Source organism: Brachybacterium sp. AOP25-B2-12, from assembly GCF_052378625.1.
Lineage (GTDB): Bacteria > Actinomycetota > Actinomycetes > Actinomycetales > Dermabacteraceae > Brachybacterium.
The window spans coordinates 1-19049 of sequence record NZ_JBQSXW010000028.1 but is presented as its reverse complement, the minus strand read 5'-3'; the positions used below and the strand labels follow the sequence as shown (position 1 = coordinate 19049).

Below are 19049 nucleotides of genomic sequence, written 5' to 3'. Positions count from 1 at the left end.
ACTCCATCCGAAACTTCCGTGCCCGAACAAACCCATCAGGTCACCGGGTGGTCACGAAAAGATCCCCCCGGGAGCGCTCTGCGCGACCTTGACTGACAAGCGTCAGTAACGGTCAGGACCGAGGGGAAACGAGCGGCGGAGAGGCTTCCACGCGCCGCGCCGGGGTCGCGCGGGCCCCCCGGAAGGATGGGCGCCCGCGGTGTCACCGGAGGGGAGCGGTGCGGATCAGAGAAGGAGCTCTCCGTGCACGACGACGAGCGCACCGCCGGAGAGCACGTTCTCGCGCGCCGGGCCCCGCACGATCGCGTCGGCCGGGTTCTGGGCGTCGATGAGCACGATGTCCGCGGGCGCTCCCGCCTCGAGTCCCGCGACCGGCCAGCCCACGAAGCCGGCTGCGCGATCGGTCGCCAGGTGCAGCACCTCGGCGAAGTCCTCGTCGTACCGCACGCCGTGCACCCGCGCGAAGTCCAGCGCCACGCGCAGCAGGTCCCCGTCGCCGTAGGGGGACCACAGATCGCGGATCCCGTCGGTGCCCAGACCCACGGGTATCCCGAGCTCCCGCATGCGCACCCACGGCAGCGGCGCGCTGCGGACGGGCGCCACGGTGGTCCACGAGATGCCGAGCTCGGCGAACTCCCCGAGCAGCGCCTCCTGGCGCGCCGAGGGCAGCTGGCCCAGTGCGAAGCCGTGGGCGACGTTGACCATGCCCGTCAGCCCCGAGCGTCGGGTGCGGTCGATGATCAGCTCGTACTCGAAGGCTCCGAGGTCCCCGCCGCTGTGAAGGTGGATGTCGATGCCGCAGCCGTGGCGCTCGGCGATCGCGAACAGCCCGTCGAGCTGGGCCACGGGATCGCGGTCGATCGCGCACGGGTCCAGCCCGCCGATCGCGGTGACGCCCTCCCCCGCGGCGCGGTCCAGGAGGTCGAGCACCCCGGGACGGCGGATCACGCCGTCCTGCGGGAACGCCACGATCGAGACCTCGACGGCGCCGTCGAGGGTGCGCTCGGCCTCGCGGACGGCGGCGATGCCGTCCAGCCCCACCCCGAGATCGACGTCCACATGGCTGCGCACGGCGGTCGTCCCGTGGCGCAGCATCTCGCGCAGCACCCGCTCGGCTCCGTCCGCGCTGGGGATCCCGAGTCCCTCGCGCTCGGCGCGCTCGTGGGCGATCCGCCCCTGCGTGCCGCCCTCACCGCCGTAGGGCACCCACGGCCGGCCCCACCAGCTCTTGTCGACGTGGGCGTGGGCGTTGACGAAGCCCGGCAGCGCCAGCAGTCCGCGGCCGTCCAGGATGTCGTCCTCGGGGGCCGGAGCCACTGCGCCGGCTGGGCGGATCTCCTGGATGCTTCCGTCCGCGAGGACGATGTCGACCGGCTCACCGCCCCAGGGGCGGACGGCGGTCAGGAGCGAGGGCGTCGTCGTCGGCATCCGACCAGGGTAGGTGCGACGCAGAAGGCGAGCGGCCTCAGCCGCCCGCCCTCACTCCCACTCGATGGTCCCCGGCGGCTTGCTCGTCACGTCGAGGGTGACGCGGTTGATCTCGGCGACCTCGTTGGTGATGCGGGTGGAGATGCGGCCCAGCACCTCGTAGGGCACCTTTGCCCAGTCCGCCGTCATCGCGTCGTCGCTCGTGACGGGGCGCAGCACGATGGGGTGGCCGTAGGTGCGGCCGTCGCCCTGGACGCCCACGGAGCGGACGTCGGCCAGCAGCACGACGGGGCACTGCCAGATCTCGCGGTCCAGCCCCGCGGCGGTCAGCTCGGCGCGGGCGATCGCGTCGGCGCGGCGCAGGATCTCCAGGCGCTCGAACGTGACCTCGCCGATGATGCGGATGCCCAGGCCGGGGCCGGGGAAGGGCTGGCGCCAGACGATCTCGTCGGGCAGGCCCAGCTCGCTGCCCACGGCCCGCACCTCGTCCTTGAAGAGGGTGCGCAGGGGCTCGACGAGCTCGAAGGAGAGGTCCTCGGGGAGCCCGCCCACGTTGTGGTGGCTCTTGATGTTGGCCGCGCCCTCGCCGCCGCCGGACTCGACGACGTCGGGGTACAGGGTGCCCTGGACCAGGAACGCCGTGGCCTCGGCGTGCTCGCCGCCCGTGCCGTCCTCGATGACGCCGCGCGCGCGGAGGATGTCCGCCTGGGCCTGCTCGAAGGTGCGGATGAACTCGCGGCCGATGATCTTGCGCTTGGTCTCGGGATCGGTGACCCCGGCGAGCGCGGCGAGGAACTGCTCGGCCGCATCGACGATGACCAGATCGGCGCCCCCGGTGGATTCGCCGAAGGCCTTCTCGATCTGCGCGGACTCGTCCTGGCGCATCAGCCCGTGGTCGACGTACACGCAGGTCAGCCGGTCCCCGATGGCCCGCTGGACCAGCGCCGCGGCGACCGCGGAGTCGACCCCGCCGGACAGCGCGCAGATCGCGGTGCCCTCGCCGATCTGCTCGCGCACCCGCGCGACCTGCTCCTCGATGACGTTGCCGGTGGTCCAGGTTCGACCGATCCCCGCGCCGTGGTGCAGGAAGTTCTCGAGCACCTCCTGGCCGCGGTCGGAGTGGCCCACCTCGGGGTGCCACTGCACGCCGTACAGCCGCTCCTCGGGGTTCTCGAAGGCGGCGACGGGGCTGCCGGGCGAGGTCGCGATGACGGAGAACCCGGCTGGCGCCGCGGTGACCGAGTCCCCGTGGCTCATCCACACGTTCTGCGCCAGGTCCTGGCCGGTCAGCAGGTCGCTCGCGGCGTCGATCGCCTCGAGCCGGGTCGCGCCGTACTCGCGCACGCCGGTGGGGGCGACGGTCCCGTCGAGGGCCGCGGCCATCGCCTGGAAGCCGTAGCAGAGCCCGAGGACGGGCACCCCTGCGTGCAGGAGCGCCGGATCCAGGCGCGGGGCGCCCTCGGCGTACACGGAGCTGGGGCCGCCGGAGAGGATGATCGCCTGGGGCTGCTTGGCGAGGATGTCCTCGGTGCTCATGGAGTGGGGGACGATCTCGGAGTACACGTCGGCCTCGCGCACGCGGCGCGCGATGAGCTGGGCGTACTGGGCGCCGAAGTCGACGACGAGGACGGGACGCTGGTCGGTGTCGTTCACCCGTCGATCCTACGCGGGAGCACCGACGCCCGGCACACCGACCCCCGGCACACCGGCGGTCAGGACGCGGTGCCGCGCGTGCGCTCCTCGTCCTGCACGGTGGGGCGGGCCGCGAGGTCCCTCAGCACGCGGGCGTGGGTCCACCGCTCACCGATGAACGAGAGCACGGGGATGACCCCGAAGAACATGAGCAGCAGCATGCGCGGGAGCTTCCAGCGCATCTTGATCCACAGGTCGAAGCCGAGCACGACGTAGATCATGTAGATGAGGCCGTGGATCGGGGACCAGTGCCCGGAGACGTCGCTCCAGAAGTCGTGGTCGGGGCCGGGGTCGGCGAAGACGACGTAGCGCATGACCATGATGACGACGAGCACGAGCAGTGCGATGCCCTCGACGATGGAGGCGACGCGGAAGCGTGCGAAGGAGGTCTTGGCCTGGACCTCATCGAGCGGTCGGGTGGTGGGCACCGTGGCTGTCCTCCTTCGCGTCCGGGGACGCGGTTCTGGCTCCCTCGTCGGGGCTCGTGCGCGGGGCGTCGACGGACGTCGACGATGCTCCCGTGGTGGTCGCGGCGACGTGCTCGGCGGAGGCGCCCCGGGCGGGACCCGTGCGGCCCGCGGCACCAGTGTCCTCCTCCGCGACGGGGTCCGCGGGTTCCCCGGGCGTCGGATGCGTCGCATCCTGAGTGCTCCCGGCGTCGTCCCGAGGCTCCTGGTCCCCGCCCAGACGCGCGGCGACGGCCTCGGCGCGCGCGGCGTCCTCGTCGAGCTGCTGGGTGCGCACGGCCCGCCACCAGAGGTACAGGAAGAACCCGCCGAACAGGACCCACTGCAGGGCGTAGCCGAGGTTCTGCCAGTCCAGGCCGCGGGAGAAGGCGCTCTCGGCCTGCGGCATCGGCCGCAGGCCGGTCATCGGGGAGGTCTCGGCGATGTATCCGGCGTACATCGGGCCGCCCCACTCGTTGACCAGCAGCGAGGTGGCGATCTCCTGCGTGCGGCCGTCGACGACGTCCTGGGTGGCGGATTCGCTGGCCTCGAGCCGTCCCGTCACGGTGACCTCACCGGCTGGCGGCGCGGGGACTCCGGCGGTGCCGGTCGCGGGCACCGAGTCCGCCGGGACCCAGCCGCGCGCGACGGGCAGCAGGGACCGCGAGCCGTCGGGCTCGGTCACGTGCAGGGCGGTCACGACGATCACGGCATCGGTCCCCTCGATGCTGCGCCCGGGCACGAGCACCTGCTGGGTGGGGTCGAAGGCGCCGGTCACGGTCACCGGCCGGCTCGCGGCGGCGTTCGTGACGGGATCGCCGACGGTCATCAGCTCCGACAGCGGCACCGCGGGCGCCTCGGTCTGCGTCGACGCGGTGAGGGCCCGATGGGCGCGATCCCACTGCCAGGTCGCCAGCAGGCCGCACACGATCGTGGCCGCGATCATCAGCGCCAGCAGGCCCAGATAGCGAGGGCGGAGGGCGACGCGGAGCATGGGCGGCATCGTACGGGTCGGCCCTGGAGCGGTGCTGGGGCGGCGCTGCGGCCGGTGGCAGGGACGTAAGGATGCAGGAGACGCGGGGACGCAGGGACGCAGGGACGCAGGGACGCGATCACATCGGGGCTCGCGGTGCGGACCGCTCCTCTCCTGCACACGCCCGCGGCGTCCAGATCGGGACCACCGGCCCTGTCGCACCCAGGGTCCGCCCCCTATCGTGGTCCGCGTGTCGCACAGCGTGTACATCGCATCCCCCGAGGGGAGGACCGGGAAGTCCACCGTGGCTCTCGGACTCCTCGAAGCCCTCGCCGCCCGTTCCGACCGCGTCGGGGTCTTCCGCCCCGTCCGCCGCTCCGAGGAGCGGGACGCGGCGGTCGACCTGCTGACCGCGCATCCCGCGGTCGACCAGACGTACGAGGACGCCCTCGGCATCGATTACCAGCAGATGCACGCCGATGCCGCGGCCGCCCACGAGGAGATCCTGCGCCGCTACCAGGAGCTCCGCGACCGGTACTCGGTGCTCGTGGTGCTCGGCTCGGACTACGTCGACATCGCCAACCCCACCGAGCTCGCCTTCAACGCCGAGGTCGCCGCGAACATCGGCGCGCCCGTCGTGCTGGTGGTCTCGGGCCTGGACCGCTCCCCGGAGACCATCGCGACCCTCGCGGCCGTCTCCCGCGCGGAGTTCGAGAGCCACCACGCCTCCCCCATCGCCCTCGTGGCCAACCGCTGCGATCCGGCCGACATCGACACGGTGCGCGAGGCCGTCTCCACCCGCCTGGGCGGCGGCCTCACCGTCGCGGCGATCCCCGAGAACCCCGTGATCATGGCCCCCACCGTGCAGTCCATCCAGGACGCGGTGGGCGGCACGCTGCTGCTGGGCAACCCCGAGTGGCTGGGACGGGTGTCGCTGGGCACGGTCGTGGCGGCCATGAGCCTGCCCAACGTCCTGTCCCGGATCGGCGAGAACTCCACCGTCATCGCCCCCGGGGACCGCTACGACCTCCTGCCCGGGCTCTACCTCGCCCAGCAGTCGGGCACCTTCCCGACGCTCGCCTCGGTGGTCCTGACGGGCGGCTACGAGCCCCCGGCGGAGATCCGCCGGCTCATCGAGGGCGTCCAGCTGGACCTGCCGCTGATCGTCTCGGACGAGTCGACCTTCGACGCCGCGGTGCAGGTGGCCGGGACCACGGGACGTCTCACGGCCGACAGCCCCCAGAAGCTCGACGCGGCCCGCCGCGCGGTCGCCGAGAACCTGCCCCTGGAGGAGCTGCTGTCGCGGATCGACGTGGCCCGCAGCGAGGTCGTCACGCCGATGATGTTCGAGTTCGAGCTGCTGGCCCGCGCGCGCGGCGCCAAGAAGCGGATCGTGCTCCCCGAGGGCGACGAGCCCCGCATCCTCGCGGCCGCCGAGGCGATCCTCGCCCGCGGCGTCGCCGACCTCGTCCTGCTGGGCGACGAGACGCAGATCCGGGCTCGGGCCTCGCAGCTGGGCCACGACATCACCGAGGCCGCGATCATCTCCCCGCACGATCCGGAGCTCGTCGAGGTCTTCGCGGCCGAGTACGCACGCCTGCGCGCCGCCAAGGGCGTCACGCTCGAGCAGGCCCGCGAGAAGGTCCAGGACGTCTCCTACTTCGGCACGATGATGGTCCAGACCGGCCGTGCCGACGGCATGGTCTCCGGCGCCGTCCACTCGACCGCGCACACCATCCGCCCGAGCTTCGAGATCATCAAGACCAAGCCGGACGCCAAGATCGTCTCCTCGGTGTTCCTCATGGCGCTCGAGGACCGCGTGCTCGTCTACGGCGACTGCGCCGTGAACCCGGACCCGACGGCCGAGCAGCTCGCCGACATCGCGGCGCAGTCCGCGGCCACCGCGGCGCAGTTCGGCGTGGAGCCGCGCGTCGCGATGCTCTCCTACTCCACGGGCACCAGCGGCTCCGGGGCCGACGTCGACAAGGTCCGCGAGGCGACGGCCCGGGTGCGCGAGGAGCACCCGGAGCTCAGCGTCGAGGGCCCCATCCAGTACGACGCCGCCGTGGACGCCTCGGTGGCCCGCACGAAGCTGCCCGACAGCGCGGTCGCCGGCCGCGCCACGGTGTTCGTCTTCCCCGACCTGAACACCGGCAACAACACCTACAAGGCGGTCCAGCGCTCCGCCGGCGCGATCGCGATCGGCCCCGTGCTGCAGGGCCTCAACAAGCCCGTCAACGACCTGTCCCGCGGGGCCCTGGTCGACGACATCATCAACACCGTGGTCATCACGGCGATCCAGGCCCAGGCCGCCGACGCGGCCACGACCGAGCAGGAGTCCACCCCCGCATGAGCACCGCCCCGACGTCCGATCGCACCGTGCTGGTCATCAACTCCGGCTCCTCCTCGCTGAAGTTCAAGCTGCTGGACCCCAGCGACGGCGTCGTCTTCGCGCAGGGGCTCGTGGACCGCGTGGGTCAGGCGGACTCGACCGCGAAGATCACGGTCGGGGACCGCACGGAGGACTGGGCCGGGTCCGTCCCCGACCACACCGCCGCGATGCGCGTCGTCGCGCTGCTGTTCCACGAGGCGGGCCTGGCGCTCGCGGACGCGCACGTCCAGGCGATCGGCCACCGGGTGGTCCAGGGCGGGGCCCGCTTCACGACCCCCACCCTCGTGGACCGCTGGGTGCGCGATCAGATCGAGGACCTCGGGGCGCTGGCCCCCCTTCACAATCCCGCGGCGGTCGCCGGGATCGACGGGGCCCGCGAGCTGCTCCCCGACATCCCGCACGTCGCCGTGTTCGACACCTCGTTCTTCGCGGACCTGCCCCCGGAGGTCCGCACCTATGCCCTGAACCGGCGCGTCGCGGACGAGTACCGGATCCGTCGGTACGGCGCGCACGGGACGAGCCACCGCTTCGTCTCCCAGCAGGTCGCGCCGCTGCTGGGCCGCGACCCCCACGACTTCCGGCAGATCGTGCTGCACCTGGGCAACGGGGCCTCCGCCAGCGCCGTGCGCGACGGCCGCCCCGTCGACACCTCCATGGGGATGACGCCGCTCGAGGGCCTGGTCATGGGCACCCGCAGCGGGGACATCGACCCCTCGGTCTACGTGCACCTGTTCCGTCAGGACGGCATGGATCCGGAGAAGGTCGACACGATCCTCAACAAGGAGTCCGGGATGCTGGGCCTGTGCGGCAAGAGCGACTTCCGTGACATCGAGTCCGCCGTGCAGGAGGGTGACGAGGAGGCGATCCTCGCGATGGACGTCTACATCCATCGGCTGCGCAAGTACATCGGCTCCTACGCCTTCTCGCTGGGCCGGGTGGACGCGATCACCTTCACCGCGGGGATCGGCGAGAACAGCCCCTTCGTGCGCGAGCGCGCGATGGCCGATCTCGGCGAGTTCGGGATCCGCCTGGACCTCGAGGCGAACGCCGAGCGCTCGAAGGAGCCCCGCGTCATCTCGACCGAGGACTCGCAGGTCACGGTCCTCGTCGTGCCCACGGACGAGGAGCTCGCGATCGCCCGCGATGCTCTGGCCCTCGTGAGCCGCTGAGCGCCCTGGCCCTCGTGAGCCGCCGAGCGCCCTCGCCGCGTGAGCCCGGGACCGGGCTCGGGGGTCAGTCCGCCTTGGGCCCGAGGGCGCCGCGCACGGTCCGCAGCAGGAGCGCGCGGGCATCGGCCCTGCCCATCCCGGTGGCGAGCGCCTGACAGGCAGCGAACAGGAGCATCCACACGGTGCTCTCGCACCACGCGGCGTCGAGCACGGGGTCGATCGTGCCGTCCCGATGCCCGCGGGCGACCGCGGCGGAGAATCCCGGATCCGTGCCCTCCTCCCCCCAGGTGTCGGGGTCGATCACGGGGCTGTCCACGAAGATGAGGGCCAGCAGCTCGCCCAGGTCGAAGAACTCCGTGGTCATCCGCGCGATGGCCTCCCAGCCCGTCCCGTCCTGGAGCCGTGCGGCCTCCGCCGCCACGGCGAAGCGAGCACGCGCGAGGTCGTCGACGGCCGCGACGAGGCCGGCGCGATCGGCGAAGTAGCGGTGCAGCGTGGTGCGCCCCACACCCGCTGAGGCGGCGATCTCGGCGAGCGGCGCGCGGGGGTCCTCGCCGAAGGCGCGCACGGCGGCGTCGAGGATCGCCTGGCGGGTGCGGTCGATGGTGGACACCACCACACTCTAGAGGAACACCCCTGGACCACGATGGAACATTCGTGTTCCACTATGGGCATGACGAGTCCCACCCCCGCCTGGCCCTCCAGCGCACACGCCGCCTCGACGACCATCCGGTGCACGACGGCCGACGCCGTGCTGCTCGGGGCGCTCGGCCTCGCCGCGGGGGCGGCCCTGGGCTGGTTCGCACCGGCACTGGCCGGCGCCATGGAGGGCTGGAGCTGGCTGCCCTTCGCCGGCCCCGTCGAGACCTTCGCCCGCATCTCCACGTCCGGCGGCGGGTTCATGCACGTGGCCATCACGGGGGTGCTCGCCGCGGCCGGCCTGGTCCTCGGGATCGCCCTGCTGGACGACGCCACGGTGACGGTCGACGACCGCGCGATCTCGATCCGCCAGAAGAAGGACACGACGCGCTGGGTGCGCGCGCAGGTCGCGGCGATCGAGGTCACGCCCCGTTCCTTCGGACGCTGCGTGCTGTCCCTGCGGGATGCGCGGGACGCGGACCTGATCCGGGCAGAGCTCGACCTCTCGGCCGACCGCATCGTCGCGGGGCTGGAGAAGCACGGCTGGCAGGTGTCGGGCGCGCACTGACGGCCCGACCGCCGCAGGACGCGGCCACGCCGTCGCCGGAACGCCCGATCGGCCGTCCGCGCGTTCGATGCAGGGCCGGTCGCGCCCTGCTCGGTGCCCGGTCGGGCACCTCGGCTCGGCGCCAAGGGGGAAGCCCCTGCTCAGCGCGCGGCGCCACCGGCCTCCCCGAGCGCGGAGAAGAGGTCTCCGGCGAGCCGGTACCCGGTGCGCGACTCGTCGAGGAACGCCTCCTGGTCGGCCGGGTCGGTGATCGAGTCCAGGCGCAGTCGGTAGGCGTCCTTGACGCGCTTGGGGGCATCGATCTCGGAGAAGTCCCAGATGCTCAGCTGGGCGCGCGGCACCCCGTAGTGACGGGCGACGAGCGCGCCGATGGCCTGGCCCCCGGAGAGGTCTCCGAGGTAGCGCAGGTAGTGGTGGGCCAGGAGTCGCGGGGCGTCGGCATGTCGGATCCGCTGCGCGTAGTCCTCGGTGATCGGCAGCGGCACCTCGATCGCCGCATCGTCGCCGAAGCGGGTCGCGAGGTCGTGGCGGATGGCCGTCGAGCGCGCGAGCCGCGGGTCGTGGAAGGACGCGACGAGCGGGGAGGTCTCCGCGAGCTCCTCGACGCGCGCCTCGAGGGCCTCGTACACCGGCAGGTACTGGGCGATGAGCCGCCAGTAGTCGCCCTCGGAGAGCTCGCCGCCCATGAGGCGCGCGATGAAGCCGGTCGACTCCGCGGCCCCGTGCTCGGCGCGGGTGGCCTCGCGGATGCGGACGGAGAAGGGCACGGCGACATCGCCGGAGGTGGCGACGGGGTCCGATCCGACAGGCCTGTCGGACACGGCGACCTCGCCGGACCCTGCGGACCGGTCGGACGTGTCGGCAGGATCGGGCGCGGCGGCAGGGGCGCCCGAGGCGTCGGCGGCGTGCGGTGCGGCAAGGGTGCTCATGGCGGTCTCCCGGCTCGAGAGGGGGCGGGCCGCAGGCCGGATCCGGGGGATCCAACGAACTGACGCCGCGTCATATCGGTGCGCTCAGCATGGTGCAGTCCCGGCCTCCGCGCAAGGGGTCCGAGAGATCGGATGACCCCTCGAGATCGACCTCTCACAAGGTTTGCCTTACCTTGCCGAATTATGCAACACTCCGATCATATAAAGCCATACCGGACCCTGGTCGCGTCGCCCCGCTCGTGCGGTCCTCCCTCCTCAGGAGATCCGTGATGCCCAGCATGTCCCGGCCCGTCCATGCCCCCGCACCGACCTTCGGACGTCGCCGCCTCGGCACCCTCGCGCTCGGCGTCCTCGCCGCCGCGGGCGCCCTGCCCACCCTCACCGCCTGCTCGCTGACCGGTGCCGATGCCGGCGTAGGCACCTCCGGCCCCGCCACCCTCGCCGAGGCGAAGGTCCTCGCCGACCCCGCGTCCTTCGAGGGCCGGAGCACCGCCGTCCTCGCCGAGTCCGGCGTGCGCACCATCACCGACGACCCGCACCCGCAGCTGCCCGTGACGCTCACCGACTCCCAGGGCACCGAGGTCACCGTCACCGACGTGTCCCGGATCCTCGCGATCGACCTCTACGGCTCCTGCTCCCGGATCGTCTACGACCTGGGCCTGGGCGACAGCGTCATCGGCCGCGACATCTCCTCGGGCTTCGACCAGATCAAGGACAAGCCGCTCGTGACCCAGAACGGCCACGAGCTCAACGCCGAGTCGATCCTGGCCCTGGACCCGTCGCTGATCATCACCGACAGCTCGCTGGGCCCGTGGGACGTGATCCTGCAGATGCGCGACGCCGGGATCCCCGTGGTCGTCGTCGACTCCCATCGCTCGATCGACGGCACGCCGGGGCTCATCCAGGAGGTCGCCGCCGCCGTGGGGCTTCCCGAGGACGGCGCGAAGCTGGCCGACCGCACCCGGCAGGAGATCGACACGACGATCGCCACGATCGAGAAGGCCAAGCCCGATGCCGCCCCGCTGCGGATGCTCTTCTTCTACGCGCGCGGCACGAGCGGCGTCTACTACATCTTCGGCGAGGGCTCGGGGGCCGACGACCTGATCCGCGGGGTCGGCGGCGTCGACGTCGCGCGGGAGATCGGCTGGGAGGGCATGCAGCCGATGACCGACGAGGCGATCATCGATGCGAAGCCGGACCTGCTGCTCATGATGACCAAGGGCCTGGAGTCCTGCGGCGGCGTCGAGGGCCTGCTCGAGTCCAAGCCGGCGATCGCCCTGACCCCGGCGGGGCAGAAGCACCGCGTGGTCGACATGGCCGACACCGACATCCTCAGCTTCGGCCCCACCACCGCCGGGGTGCTCGAGGCCCTCGCCATCGCGATCTATGCGCCCACCCCCGCGGCCGCCTCATGACCGCGCCGCTGCGGCTGCCCGATGCCGTCCCCGCCCCCGCCCGCGATGTCACCGCGCCGGCGCCGACGCCGGCCGTCGGGGACCGTCGTGCCCTCCGCGCTCCGCTCCTGTTCGCCGTCGCCCTCGTCGCGCTCGTGCTCGGCGTGCTGTGGGCCGGTGCCAGCGGTCAGTTCGCGATCGCCCCGCAGGACGTGATCGGCGCGATCGCGCGCAGGGTCACGGGTGCCCAGCCCCTCGACGACGCGACCCGGCTGGCGATGCGACGCTGTGGACGGTGCGCTTCCCGCGGGTCGTGATGGCGCTGCTCGTGGGATCGGCGCTCGCCGTCGGCGGCGCGCTCATGCAGGGCGTGTTCGGCAACCCGCTGGCCGAGCCCGGGATCGTCGGCGTCTCCGCCGGCGCCGCGGCCGCGGCCTGCATCGTCATCGTCCTGGGTCTGACCGTGCTGGGCTCCTGGACGCTCGTGGCCGGAGCCTTCCTCGGCGGTCTCGTCGCGACGGCCGTCGTCTACGCGACGGCCCGCCAGGGCGGACGCACCGAGGTGGTGACCCTCGTGCTCACCGGCATCGCCGTCAATGCCGTCGCAGGCGCCGTGATGGCGCTCATGACGTTCCTGGGCACCAACCAGACCCGCGAGGAGATCGTGTTCTGGCAGCTCGGCAGCCTCAACGCGAGCCGCTGGGCGGAGGTCGGCGTCGCGGCCCCGGTGATCCTGGTGTGCCTCGCGCTGACCGTCGTGGTGGCCCGCCCCCTGGACCTCCTGAGCCTGGGCGAGAAGCCTGCCCGGCACCTGGGGGTCGACGTCGAGCGCCTGCGGATCGGCGTGATCGTGATGGTCGCGATCCTCACCTCCGCGGCCGTCGCCTTCACCGGCATCATCGCCTTCGTGGGCCTCGTGGTGCCCCACGTGATCCGCATGATCGCCGGACCCGGGCACCGGATCCTGCTGCCCGCGAGCGCGCTGTGCGGCGCCGTGCTGCTGCTGTACGCCGACACCATCGCCCGCACCGCCGTGCCGTACGCCGACCTCCCCATCGGCCTGCTCACCTCGCTGATCGGCGGCCCGTTCTTCTTCTACCTGATCCGCCGCATGCGCCGTGGCGCAGGGGGCTGGTCATGACCCGCGCCACCACGGCCACGGGGACCGGCGGGAACACCGGGACCACCGGAACCACCGAGACCCCCGGCAGCACCGGGACGCCCGCCACCATCGAGAACCCTGGCACCCCCGGGTCCGTCACCCTGTCCTGCGAGGGGATCCGCGTCGAGCTGGGCGGTCGCACCATCCTCGACGGCCTGGACCTGAGCCTGCGCTCCGGTGAGGTGACGGTGCTCGTGGGGCCCAACGGCGCCGGGAAGTCCACCCTGTTCTCGGTCCTGGCCGGGGACCTGGCGCCGTCCGCGGGTGTCGTGCGGGTGCTGTCCCAGGGCGCCCTCGTCCCCGTCCGGACCGTCCGCACCAAAGAGCTCGCGCGCCTGCGCGCCGTGCAGCTCCAGGACAACCGCCTGTCGTTCTCCTTCACCGCCCGCGCCACCGTCGAGATGGGCCGCGCCCCGTGGGCGGGCACCCCCGACGAGGACCGCGACGACGCCGTCATCGACCAGGCCATGCGGACCAGCGAGATCCAGGCGCTGGCCGATCAGCAGGTCCCGGTGCTCTCCGGCGGCGAGCGCGCCCGCGTGACCTTCGCCCGCTCCCTGGCCCAGGAGACGGGGATCCTGCTGCTCGACGAACCCACCGCCGCCCTGGACATCCGCCACCAGGAGCACGTGATCGCGGCGGCCCGCGAGCGCGCCGCCCAGGGCGCGACGGTCCTCGTGATCGTCCACGACCTGTCGCTTGCCGCAGCGTACGCCGATCGCGTCGTGCTCCTGTCCGCCGGCCGGATCCGTGCCGACGGACCACCCGCCGAGGTCATGGACGCAGACCTCCTCGGCGAGGTCTACGAGCATCCCGTCCTCGTGATCCGCGAACCCGTCGGCGGCGACCTCCTCGTCGTCCCCCGCCGCTCCCCTGCCGCCTCACCCGCTCCGGCCCCTCTGGAGGCCCACGCATGAATCCCCTGCCCTCCCTCCCCGTCCTCGCCACGACGCGACGCCGCCCTCGTGCACGCTCCGCCGGTGCCCTGCTGCTGGCGCTGAGCCTGCTGGCCGCGCTGTGGGTCACGGCGGCCCCGAGCGCTGAGGCCGCGGGTCGGGTCTCCCTCGAATCCGAGCTCGGCGGCACCACCGTCTCCGCCGACGGCCCCACCAAGGTGTCCCTGCGCGGCAGCGGCTTCCAGTCGATCCAGGGCGGATTCGGCGGGATCTACGTGCTCTTCGGCTGGGTGCGCGACGGGTGGCGCCCCACCGCGGGCGGCGTCACCGGCACCGACTACCGCTACGTCCCCGACGCCGAGACCAAGGACAACCAGGGCTACGAGAAGTTCGTGTCCTTCCCGGGCTCGGAGACCGAGGGGGCCGCCGACGGCACCTGGGCCACGACCCTCACGATCCCCGGCCCCGTGTTCGACAGCGTGGACCGCGACGGGAAGAGCCATCGCGTGGACTGCCGAGAGGTGCAGTGCGGTGTCATCACCATCGGCGCCCACGGCGTCAAGAACGGCAACAACGAGACCTTCACCCCGGTGACCTTCGCGAGCGGCGCGGGAGCGGCCGCTCCCGAACAGGCCCCGGTCGACCAGCCCGAGGCCGCCGCCGGGGCCACCGCCGCACCGGCCGCACCCGCAGCGGGCGCCGATCCCGCCGCGACGCCCGCCGCGGATCCGGCCGCCGGTGCCGCGGCACCCGCCGCCGACCCCACCACGCTCGGCGAGGCCCAGATCGGCCTGGTCACCAAGGACATCACCCAGGGCGGCGCCCTGAGCTTCACCGCCCACGGCTTCCTGCCCGGGGAGCAGGTGGTGGGGACCCTCGACAACGGGACGAGCGCCGCCGGCCCCTACCTCGTGGGCCAGTACGGGGACGTCGCCGGGTCCGTCCCGATCGCCGCCGATCTGCGCGCCGGGACGCACGTGCTCACCCTGACCGGCGCCGCCTCCCAGCAGACCGCCCGTGTCACCTTCACCGTCGTCGCCGCCCAGAGCCTCACCGCCGCCGGCGCCGAGGGCGCACAGGAGCCGCTGGGGGTGTGGGACATCGTGCTGATCGTCGTGCTCGGCGTGTTCGCGGTGGTCCTGCTGATCCTGCTCGTCGCCGGGATCACGACACTGGTCCGGCGCGCCGCCCGCCGTCGCGCGGCGAAGAGGGCGGCCTCCGCGATCATCGCGGCCGAGCGGGCCCAGGCCGAGCGCGCCGCCGCCCAGGCCGCCGCGGTCGCACCAGAGAACGACGTCCCGGCGGCCTGGGCACAGGCCCCCGGCCCGGAGGCCTCCTCCGTCCAGGGCGGACGGCACACCCGTCAGGGTGCGGCCCTGGCCCTCGCGGGGCTTCTCGTGGGCGCCTCCGCGCTCATCGCGCCCCTGGGCACCCAGCCCGCCCACGCCGAGGGGGAGACCTCTCCCCGTCGGGCGGCGTCGAGGTGGGGGTCGAGATCCCCTCGTCGAGCGCCGACCCCCAGACGCCCGCGCCGTCGTCCACCCCTGCTTCCGCCGGGCCGATGGACATCACGAGCTCCGTCCTGGAGTGGTCCTTCAACGACGAGACCGGCGGCGGCGCGTTCTTCGGCGGCTGCAACTTCCTCGTCGCGGGCACCGTCGGCGACGCCGGCGGGAGTCGGGTCTGGACCCAGCAGGACGGCTTCTACCGCACGCAGGACGGCGCCGTCTCGATCTCCAAGCCCGGCACGGACGGGAAGCCGACCGTCACGCCCGACTGGTCCACCAAGTGCCAGGACGCGACGGGCACGAACGTCACCGCCGCGAGCACCGCGTCGACCACGAAGAACCAGGTGAACTTCTCCGGCGGCACGGGCGAGGTGGACCTGGCGCAGCAGACCGCGTCCGTCTCCTGGGACGGCAGCGCGACCGTCGTCTACTACGGCGGCATGACCTACTGGAGCTTCTCGAACCCTCAGCTCACGATCGAGCACGGCGAAGGGAGGCTCACTGCCACCGCGAGCGGCTACGGCGCCGACATGTTCGACGTCACGAAGTGGGTGAAGCTCCCCGAGACCACGATCACCCTGGCGACGTTCGACGAGGTCTCGCTCGATGCCACCGGGTTCAGCGCCCGCCCGGCCTTCGCGGGCGTCACGATCGACACGACCGGCGGCATGAACCCGCAGGTCACGACCAAGGCCGGCTGGGGCTCGTTCCCCTCCGACTTCGTGACCTATCAGATCCAGACCGGGCAGTCCTCGTACTGGTACACCTCCGGCGGCGCCCGGGACGCGGCCAAGCCGCCCAACCCCGTGACCGTGAGCTGGGATGCGAGCGCCCGCCACGACGGCGGCACCACCCCGACCCCCGGTGGGACCGGTGGGGGCAACGGCGACGGGACCGGCGGATCCTCCCGTCCCGATGGCACGGCAGGGCTGCCGTCCTCCAGCACACCGGCCGGACCGCGCACCCTGGGCAACGCCCAGCTGCGCTGGGGCCTGAATGACGAGACGACCTCTGCCGCGTTCTTCGGCGGGTGCAACTTCCTGGTCGCAGGCGCCGTGCCCGACATGGGATCCAGCCACGTGTGGACGGACGGCGAGGCCGCGAACGTCTATCGGACCTCCGCGGGATCGGTGCGCCTGGACCGCGGCGGCACCGCACCGAGCTGGGCCGATCGCTGCAAGAACGGTGAGGGGCGGACGCTCGCGACGACCGACACCGTCGGCACCCGCACCGAGGTCGTCATCGACGGCGGCTCGGGTACCTACGATCCGCAGGCCGGGACCGCGACCGTCCAGTGGCAGGGCGCGTTCACCGTCGCGTTCTACGGCGGGATGACCTACTGGTGGGCCCAGGACCCCCGGCTCACCGTGAACTCCGACGGCACCGGGACTCTCACGGCGACGGTCGGCGGCTACGGCGCAGACATGTTCGACACCACCAGGTGGGTGGCCCTGAACAGCCGCACGGTCACCCTGGCGCACCTCAGCGGGGTCCAGCTCAGCGATACCGGGATCAGCATCACCCCGGACTACTACGGGGTCTCGGTCGACTCGAGCGGCGGCATGAACGCCCAGGACCGCAGCCGGGACTACTGGGGCGCGTTCCCCCAGGACTTCATCGCCTTCCAGGTGGAGACGGGTCAGTCCTCCTACTGGTACAGCTCCGGCGGGCTGCGCGATCGGGCCAAGCCGCCCCTGCCGCTCACCGTGAGCTGGGACGCCTCGGCCCCGCAGACCGCAGTCACCTCCACCGGCCCGGGGACGGAGGCCTCCGGCACCGGAGGTGGCGTCGTGCCGGCCACCGGCGGCGGGCCCGTGCGGACGAGCTCGGGCGCCCGCGCCCTCTCGGCGACCGCCCTGCCGACGGCCCCGCCCGTCACGGCCCCGGTGACCCCCACCGAGCTCGCGACCCAGGGCGAGGGCCAGTACGGGCTCCTCACCCCGGGATGGGCCGGCGGGACGCTGATCCCGGCCGCCGCCGATGCCGCCTTCGGGACGCCGTTGCGCGCGCTGGGGACCACCGCGGCCCTGTCCCTGGTGACGACCGCGCTGGGCCTGGCTCTGAAGAAGGGATGGCTCGTCCTGCCCGGGCTCGGCTCCGCCGTGACCGCCACGGGCTCCCCGTGATCCCCGGCGACCGGCACCGGGCCGCGTGCCCGGCCCCTCGGACGCATCGCCGACCGACACCCCCGTCCACCCGGACCGACACCTCGACCTCACGCCCCTCCCAGGACCCCGCAGCAGCCGGGGTCGGTCTCTCTCGGCCGACGACGCTGCTCCCCCGCTGGGCCGACGCTCGTCGACCCGCTGCCCGGTCCGGCCCCGGTCGGCACCGACCTCACGAGAAAGACACCACCATGCACACACTCCCTGTCCTGCGACGGTTCGCGGTCGCGCTGTCCGGCGCCGCGATCCTGGCCGCCGGCGGCCTCGTGGCCACCGCCACGAGCGCCCACGCCGCAGAGACCACGATCGACGACGCGGCGTTCTCCTGGACGTTCAACAACGAGACCGGCGTCGGCGCCTTCTTCGGCGGCTGCAACTTCCTGACCGCCGGTCTCGCCGGGGACACCGGATCCAGCCGCCTGTGGACGCAGGCCGACAGCTTCTACGCGACGGAGGCCGGGAACGTCACGGTCACCAAGCCCGACAGCACCGGCCAGCAGGTCCAGCCCACCTGGGCCACGAAGTGCCAGGACGCCGGCGGCAAGGCCGTCGCCGCCGGCAACACCGCCTCGAGCACGAAGAACCAGGTCAACTTCGCCCGGGGCACGGGCACCGTCGACGCCGCCGCGAACACCGCCGACATCACCTGGGACGGCGACGCCACGGTCGTCTTCTACGGCGGCATGACCTACTGGAGCCTCTCGGACCCGCACCTGGTCATCGAGAACGGCACGGGCACCCTGAAGGCCACGGGCAGCGGCTACGGCGCCGACATGTTCGACACCACCAAGTGGGTCGAGCTCCCCGACACCGAGATCACCCTCGCGACGTTCTCCGACGCCACGGTGGTCGACGGCGGCTTCACCGCGACCCCGGACTACGCCGGCGTGACGATCGACGACAAGGGCGGCATGAGCGCTCAGGACACGAGCACGGCCGGCTGGGGCTCCTTCCCCGCGGACTTCGTGACCTTCCAGATCCAGACGGGCCAGTCCTCGTACTGGTACACCTCCGGCGGAGCCCGCGATGCCGCGAAGCCGGCCGACAAGGTCGGGTTCTCCTGGACCGCGAAGGCCCCGGAGGAGGAGACCCCCGTCGAGGAGCCGGAGGACGGCTCGGTCGAGGTCGGCGTGAAGGTCCCCGAGGCGACCACGAACCCGACGGATCCGACCGATCCCACCGATCCCACGGATCCGAAGCCCGAGTTCACGGTGACGATCGCCGGAACCTCCGCCGACCTGGGGACGGCCACGCAGAACGCGGCCGGGTTCTCGGCCACGGGCACGCTGCCGACCGTGACGGTCAAGGACACGCACACCACGAAGAACGCGTTCACGGTGTCGGCCCAGGCCTCGACGTTCTCCAACGGCACCGACACCTTCGGCGGCGAGGCCCTGGGCTGGACCCCGAAGGCCTCGGGCACCATCACCGGCGCCACCGCGGGCGGCGCTGTCGAGGCGAACAAGCCGGGTCTGGCGAGCGCCGCGACGCTGGTCCAGGCCACCGAGGGGCACACCCCCGGTGAGCTGACGGCCGACGCCGAGCTGGTCCTGCAGGCACCCAGGACGGCCAAGGCCGGGGCGTACACGTCCACGGTCACCATCACCACCATCCGGTGACATCACCCGTCCGATGATCACCGCGGCGGGGGCCGGCCCCCGCCCCGGCCCCCCGCCCCCACCCCCCCG

Annotated in this window: 16 protein-coding genes; 10 read left to right on the top strand and 6 right to left on the bottom strand. The window is 72.8% G+C overall.

Annotated elements, in window-relative coordinates; translation table 11 throughout:
* Nucleotides 1-225 precede the first annotated feature (225 nt).
* The 4 genes from ACT3TZ_RS14340 to ACT3TZ_RS14325 are packed head-to-tail and all read right to left on the bottom strand — an operon-like array spanning nucleotide 226 to nucleotide 4560.
* Nucleotides 226-1428, bottom strand: coding sequence for an amidohydrolase family protein (locus tag ACT3TZ_RS14340; protein ID WP_444584113.1), 1203 nt, complete (start codon nucleotides 1426-1428; stop codon nucleotides 226-228).
* Nucleotides 1429-1479: 51 nt separating this feature from the next.
* Nucleotides 1480-3081, bottom strand: coding sequence for a glutamine-hydrolyzing GMP synthase (gene guaA / locus ACT3TZ_RS14335; protein ID WP_444584112.1), 1602 nt, complete (start codon nucleotides 3079-3081; stop codon nucleotides 1480-1482).
* A gap of 59 nt (nucleotides 3082-3140) precedes the next feature.
* Complete coding sequence (locus tag ACT3TZ_RS14330) at nucleotides 3141-3548, bottom strand: DUF3817 domain-containing protein (protein WP_444584111.1); 408 nt, start codon at nucleotides 3546-3548, stop codon at nucleotides 3141-3143.
* Entirely contained in the window at nucleotides 3523-4560 is a 1038-nt protein-coding gene (locus tag ACT3TZ_RS14325; protein ID WP_444584110.1) for an SURF1 family protein, read from the bottom strand. The genes ACT3TZ_RS14330 and ACT3TZ_RS14325 overlap by 26 nt, the downstream gene beginning before the upstream one ends.
* Before the next feature lie 229 nt (nucleotides 4561-4789).
* Here ACT3TZ_RS14325 and pta point away from each other — a divergent pair, with 229 nt between their 5' ends.
* Together pta and ACT3TZ_RS14315 are read left to right on the top strand one after the other, a co-directional pair.
* Entirely contained in the window at nucleotides 4790-6892 is a 2103-nt protein-coding gene (gene pta / locus ACT3TZ_RS14320; RefSeq protein WP_444584109.1) for a phosphate acetyltransferase, read from the top strand.
* Entirely contained in the window at nucleotides 6889-8100 is a 1212-nt protein-coding gene (locus tag ACT3TZ_RS14315; RefSeq protein WP_444584108.1) for an acetate/propionate family kinase, read from the top strand. Before pta ends, ACT3TZ_RS14315 begins: the two co-directional genes overlap by 4 nt.
* Before the next feature lie 64 nt (nucleotides 8101-8164).
* Here ACT3TZ_RS14315 and ACT3TZ_RS14310 read toward each other — a convergent pair whose 3' ends face one another.
* On the bottom strand, nucleotides 8165-8713 hold the full coding sequence (locus tag ACT3TZ_RS14310) for a TetR/AcrR family transcriptional regulator (RefSeq protein ID WP_444584107.1): 549 nt from the start codon (nucleotides 8711-8713) through the stop codon (nucleotides 8165-8167).
* Between the two features lie 60 nt (nucleotides 8714-8773).
* Here ACT3TZ_RS14310 and ACT3TZ_RS14305 point away from each other — a divergent pair, with 60 nt between their 5' ends.
* On the top strand, nucleotides 8774-9307 hold the full coding sequence (locus ACT3TZ_RS14305; protein ID WP_444584106.1) for a YqeB family protein: 534 nt from the start codon (nucleotides 8774-8776) through the stop codon (nucleotides 9305-9307).
* A gap of 140 nt (nucleotides 9308-9447) precedes the next feature.
* Here ACT3TZ_RS14305 and ACT3TZ_RS14300 read toward each other — a convergent pair whose 3' ends face one another.
* Nucleotides 9448-10236, bottom strand: a complete 789-nt coding sequence (locus tag ACT3TZ_RS14300; protein WP_444584105.1) for a biliverdin-producing heme oxygenase — start codon at nucleotides 10234-10236, stop codon at nucleotides 9448-9450.
* 269 nt (nucleotides 10237-10505) lie between these two features.
* Here ACT3TZ_RS14300 and ACT3TZ_RS14295 point away from each other — a divergent pair, with 269 nt between their 5' ends.
* The 7 genes from ACT3TZ_RS14295 (at nucleotide 10506) to ACT3TZ_RS14265 (ending at nucleotide 18980) form a co-directional block, all read left to right on the top strand.
* Nucleotides 10506-11651, top strand: a complete 1146-nt coding sequence (locus ACT3TZ_RS14295) for a heme/hemin ABC transporter substrate-binding protein (RefSeq protein WP_444584104.1) — start codon at nucleotides 10506-10508, stop codon at nucleotides 11649-11651.
* Complete coding sequence (locus ACT3TZ_RS14290; RefSeq protein WP_444584103.1) at nucleotides 11648-11947, top strand: hypothetical protein; 300 nt, start codon at nucleotides 11648-11650, stop codon at nucleotides 11945-11947. Before ACT3TZ_RS14295 ends, ACT3TZ_RS14290 begins: the two co-directional genes overlap by 4 nt.
* Nucleotides 11926-12771, top strand: coding sequence for a FecCD family ABC transporter permease (locus ACT3TZ_RS14285; RefSeq protein WP_444584102.1), 846 nt, complete (start codon nucleotides 11926-11928; stop codon nucleotides 12769-12771). The genes ACT3TZ_RS14290 and ACT3TZ_RS14285 overlap by 22 nt, the downstream gene beginning before the upstream one ends.
* The gene (locus ACT3TZ_RS14280; protein ID WP_444584101.1) at nucleotides 12768-13709 is read left to right on the top strand and encodes a heme ABC transporter ATP-binding protein; all 942 of its coding nucleotides are present in this window, start codon (nucleotides 12768-12770) and stop codon (nucleotides 13707-13709) included. Before ACT3TZ_RS14285 ends, ACT3TZ_RS14280 begins: the two co-directional genes overlap by 4 nt.
* Nucleotides 13706-15544, top strand: coding sequence for a hypothetical protein (locus ACT3TZ_RS14275; RefSeq protein ID WP_444584100.1), 1839 nt, complete (start codon nucleotides 13706-13708; stop codon nucleotides 15542-15544). Before ACT3TZ_RS14280 ends, ACT3TZ_RS14275 begins: the two co-directional genes overlap by 4 nt.
* Nucleotides 15541-17322, top strand: a complete 1782-nt coding sequence (locus tag ACT3TZ_RS14270; RefSeq protein ID WP_444584115.1) for a hypothetical protein — start codon at nucleotides 15541-15543, stop codon at nucleotides 17320-17322. The genes ACT3TZ_RS14275 and ACT3TZ_RS14270 overlap by 4 nt, the downstream gene beginning before the upstream one ends.
* Nucleotides 17323-17552: 230 nt before the next feature.
* Complete coding sequence (locus ACT3TZ_RS14265) at nucleotides 17553-18980, top strand: HtaA domain-containing protein (protein WP_444584099.1); 1428 nt, start codon at nucleotides 17553-17555, stop codon at nucleotides 18978-18980.
* Nucleotides 18981-19049 lie beyond the last annotated feature (69 nt).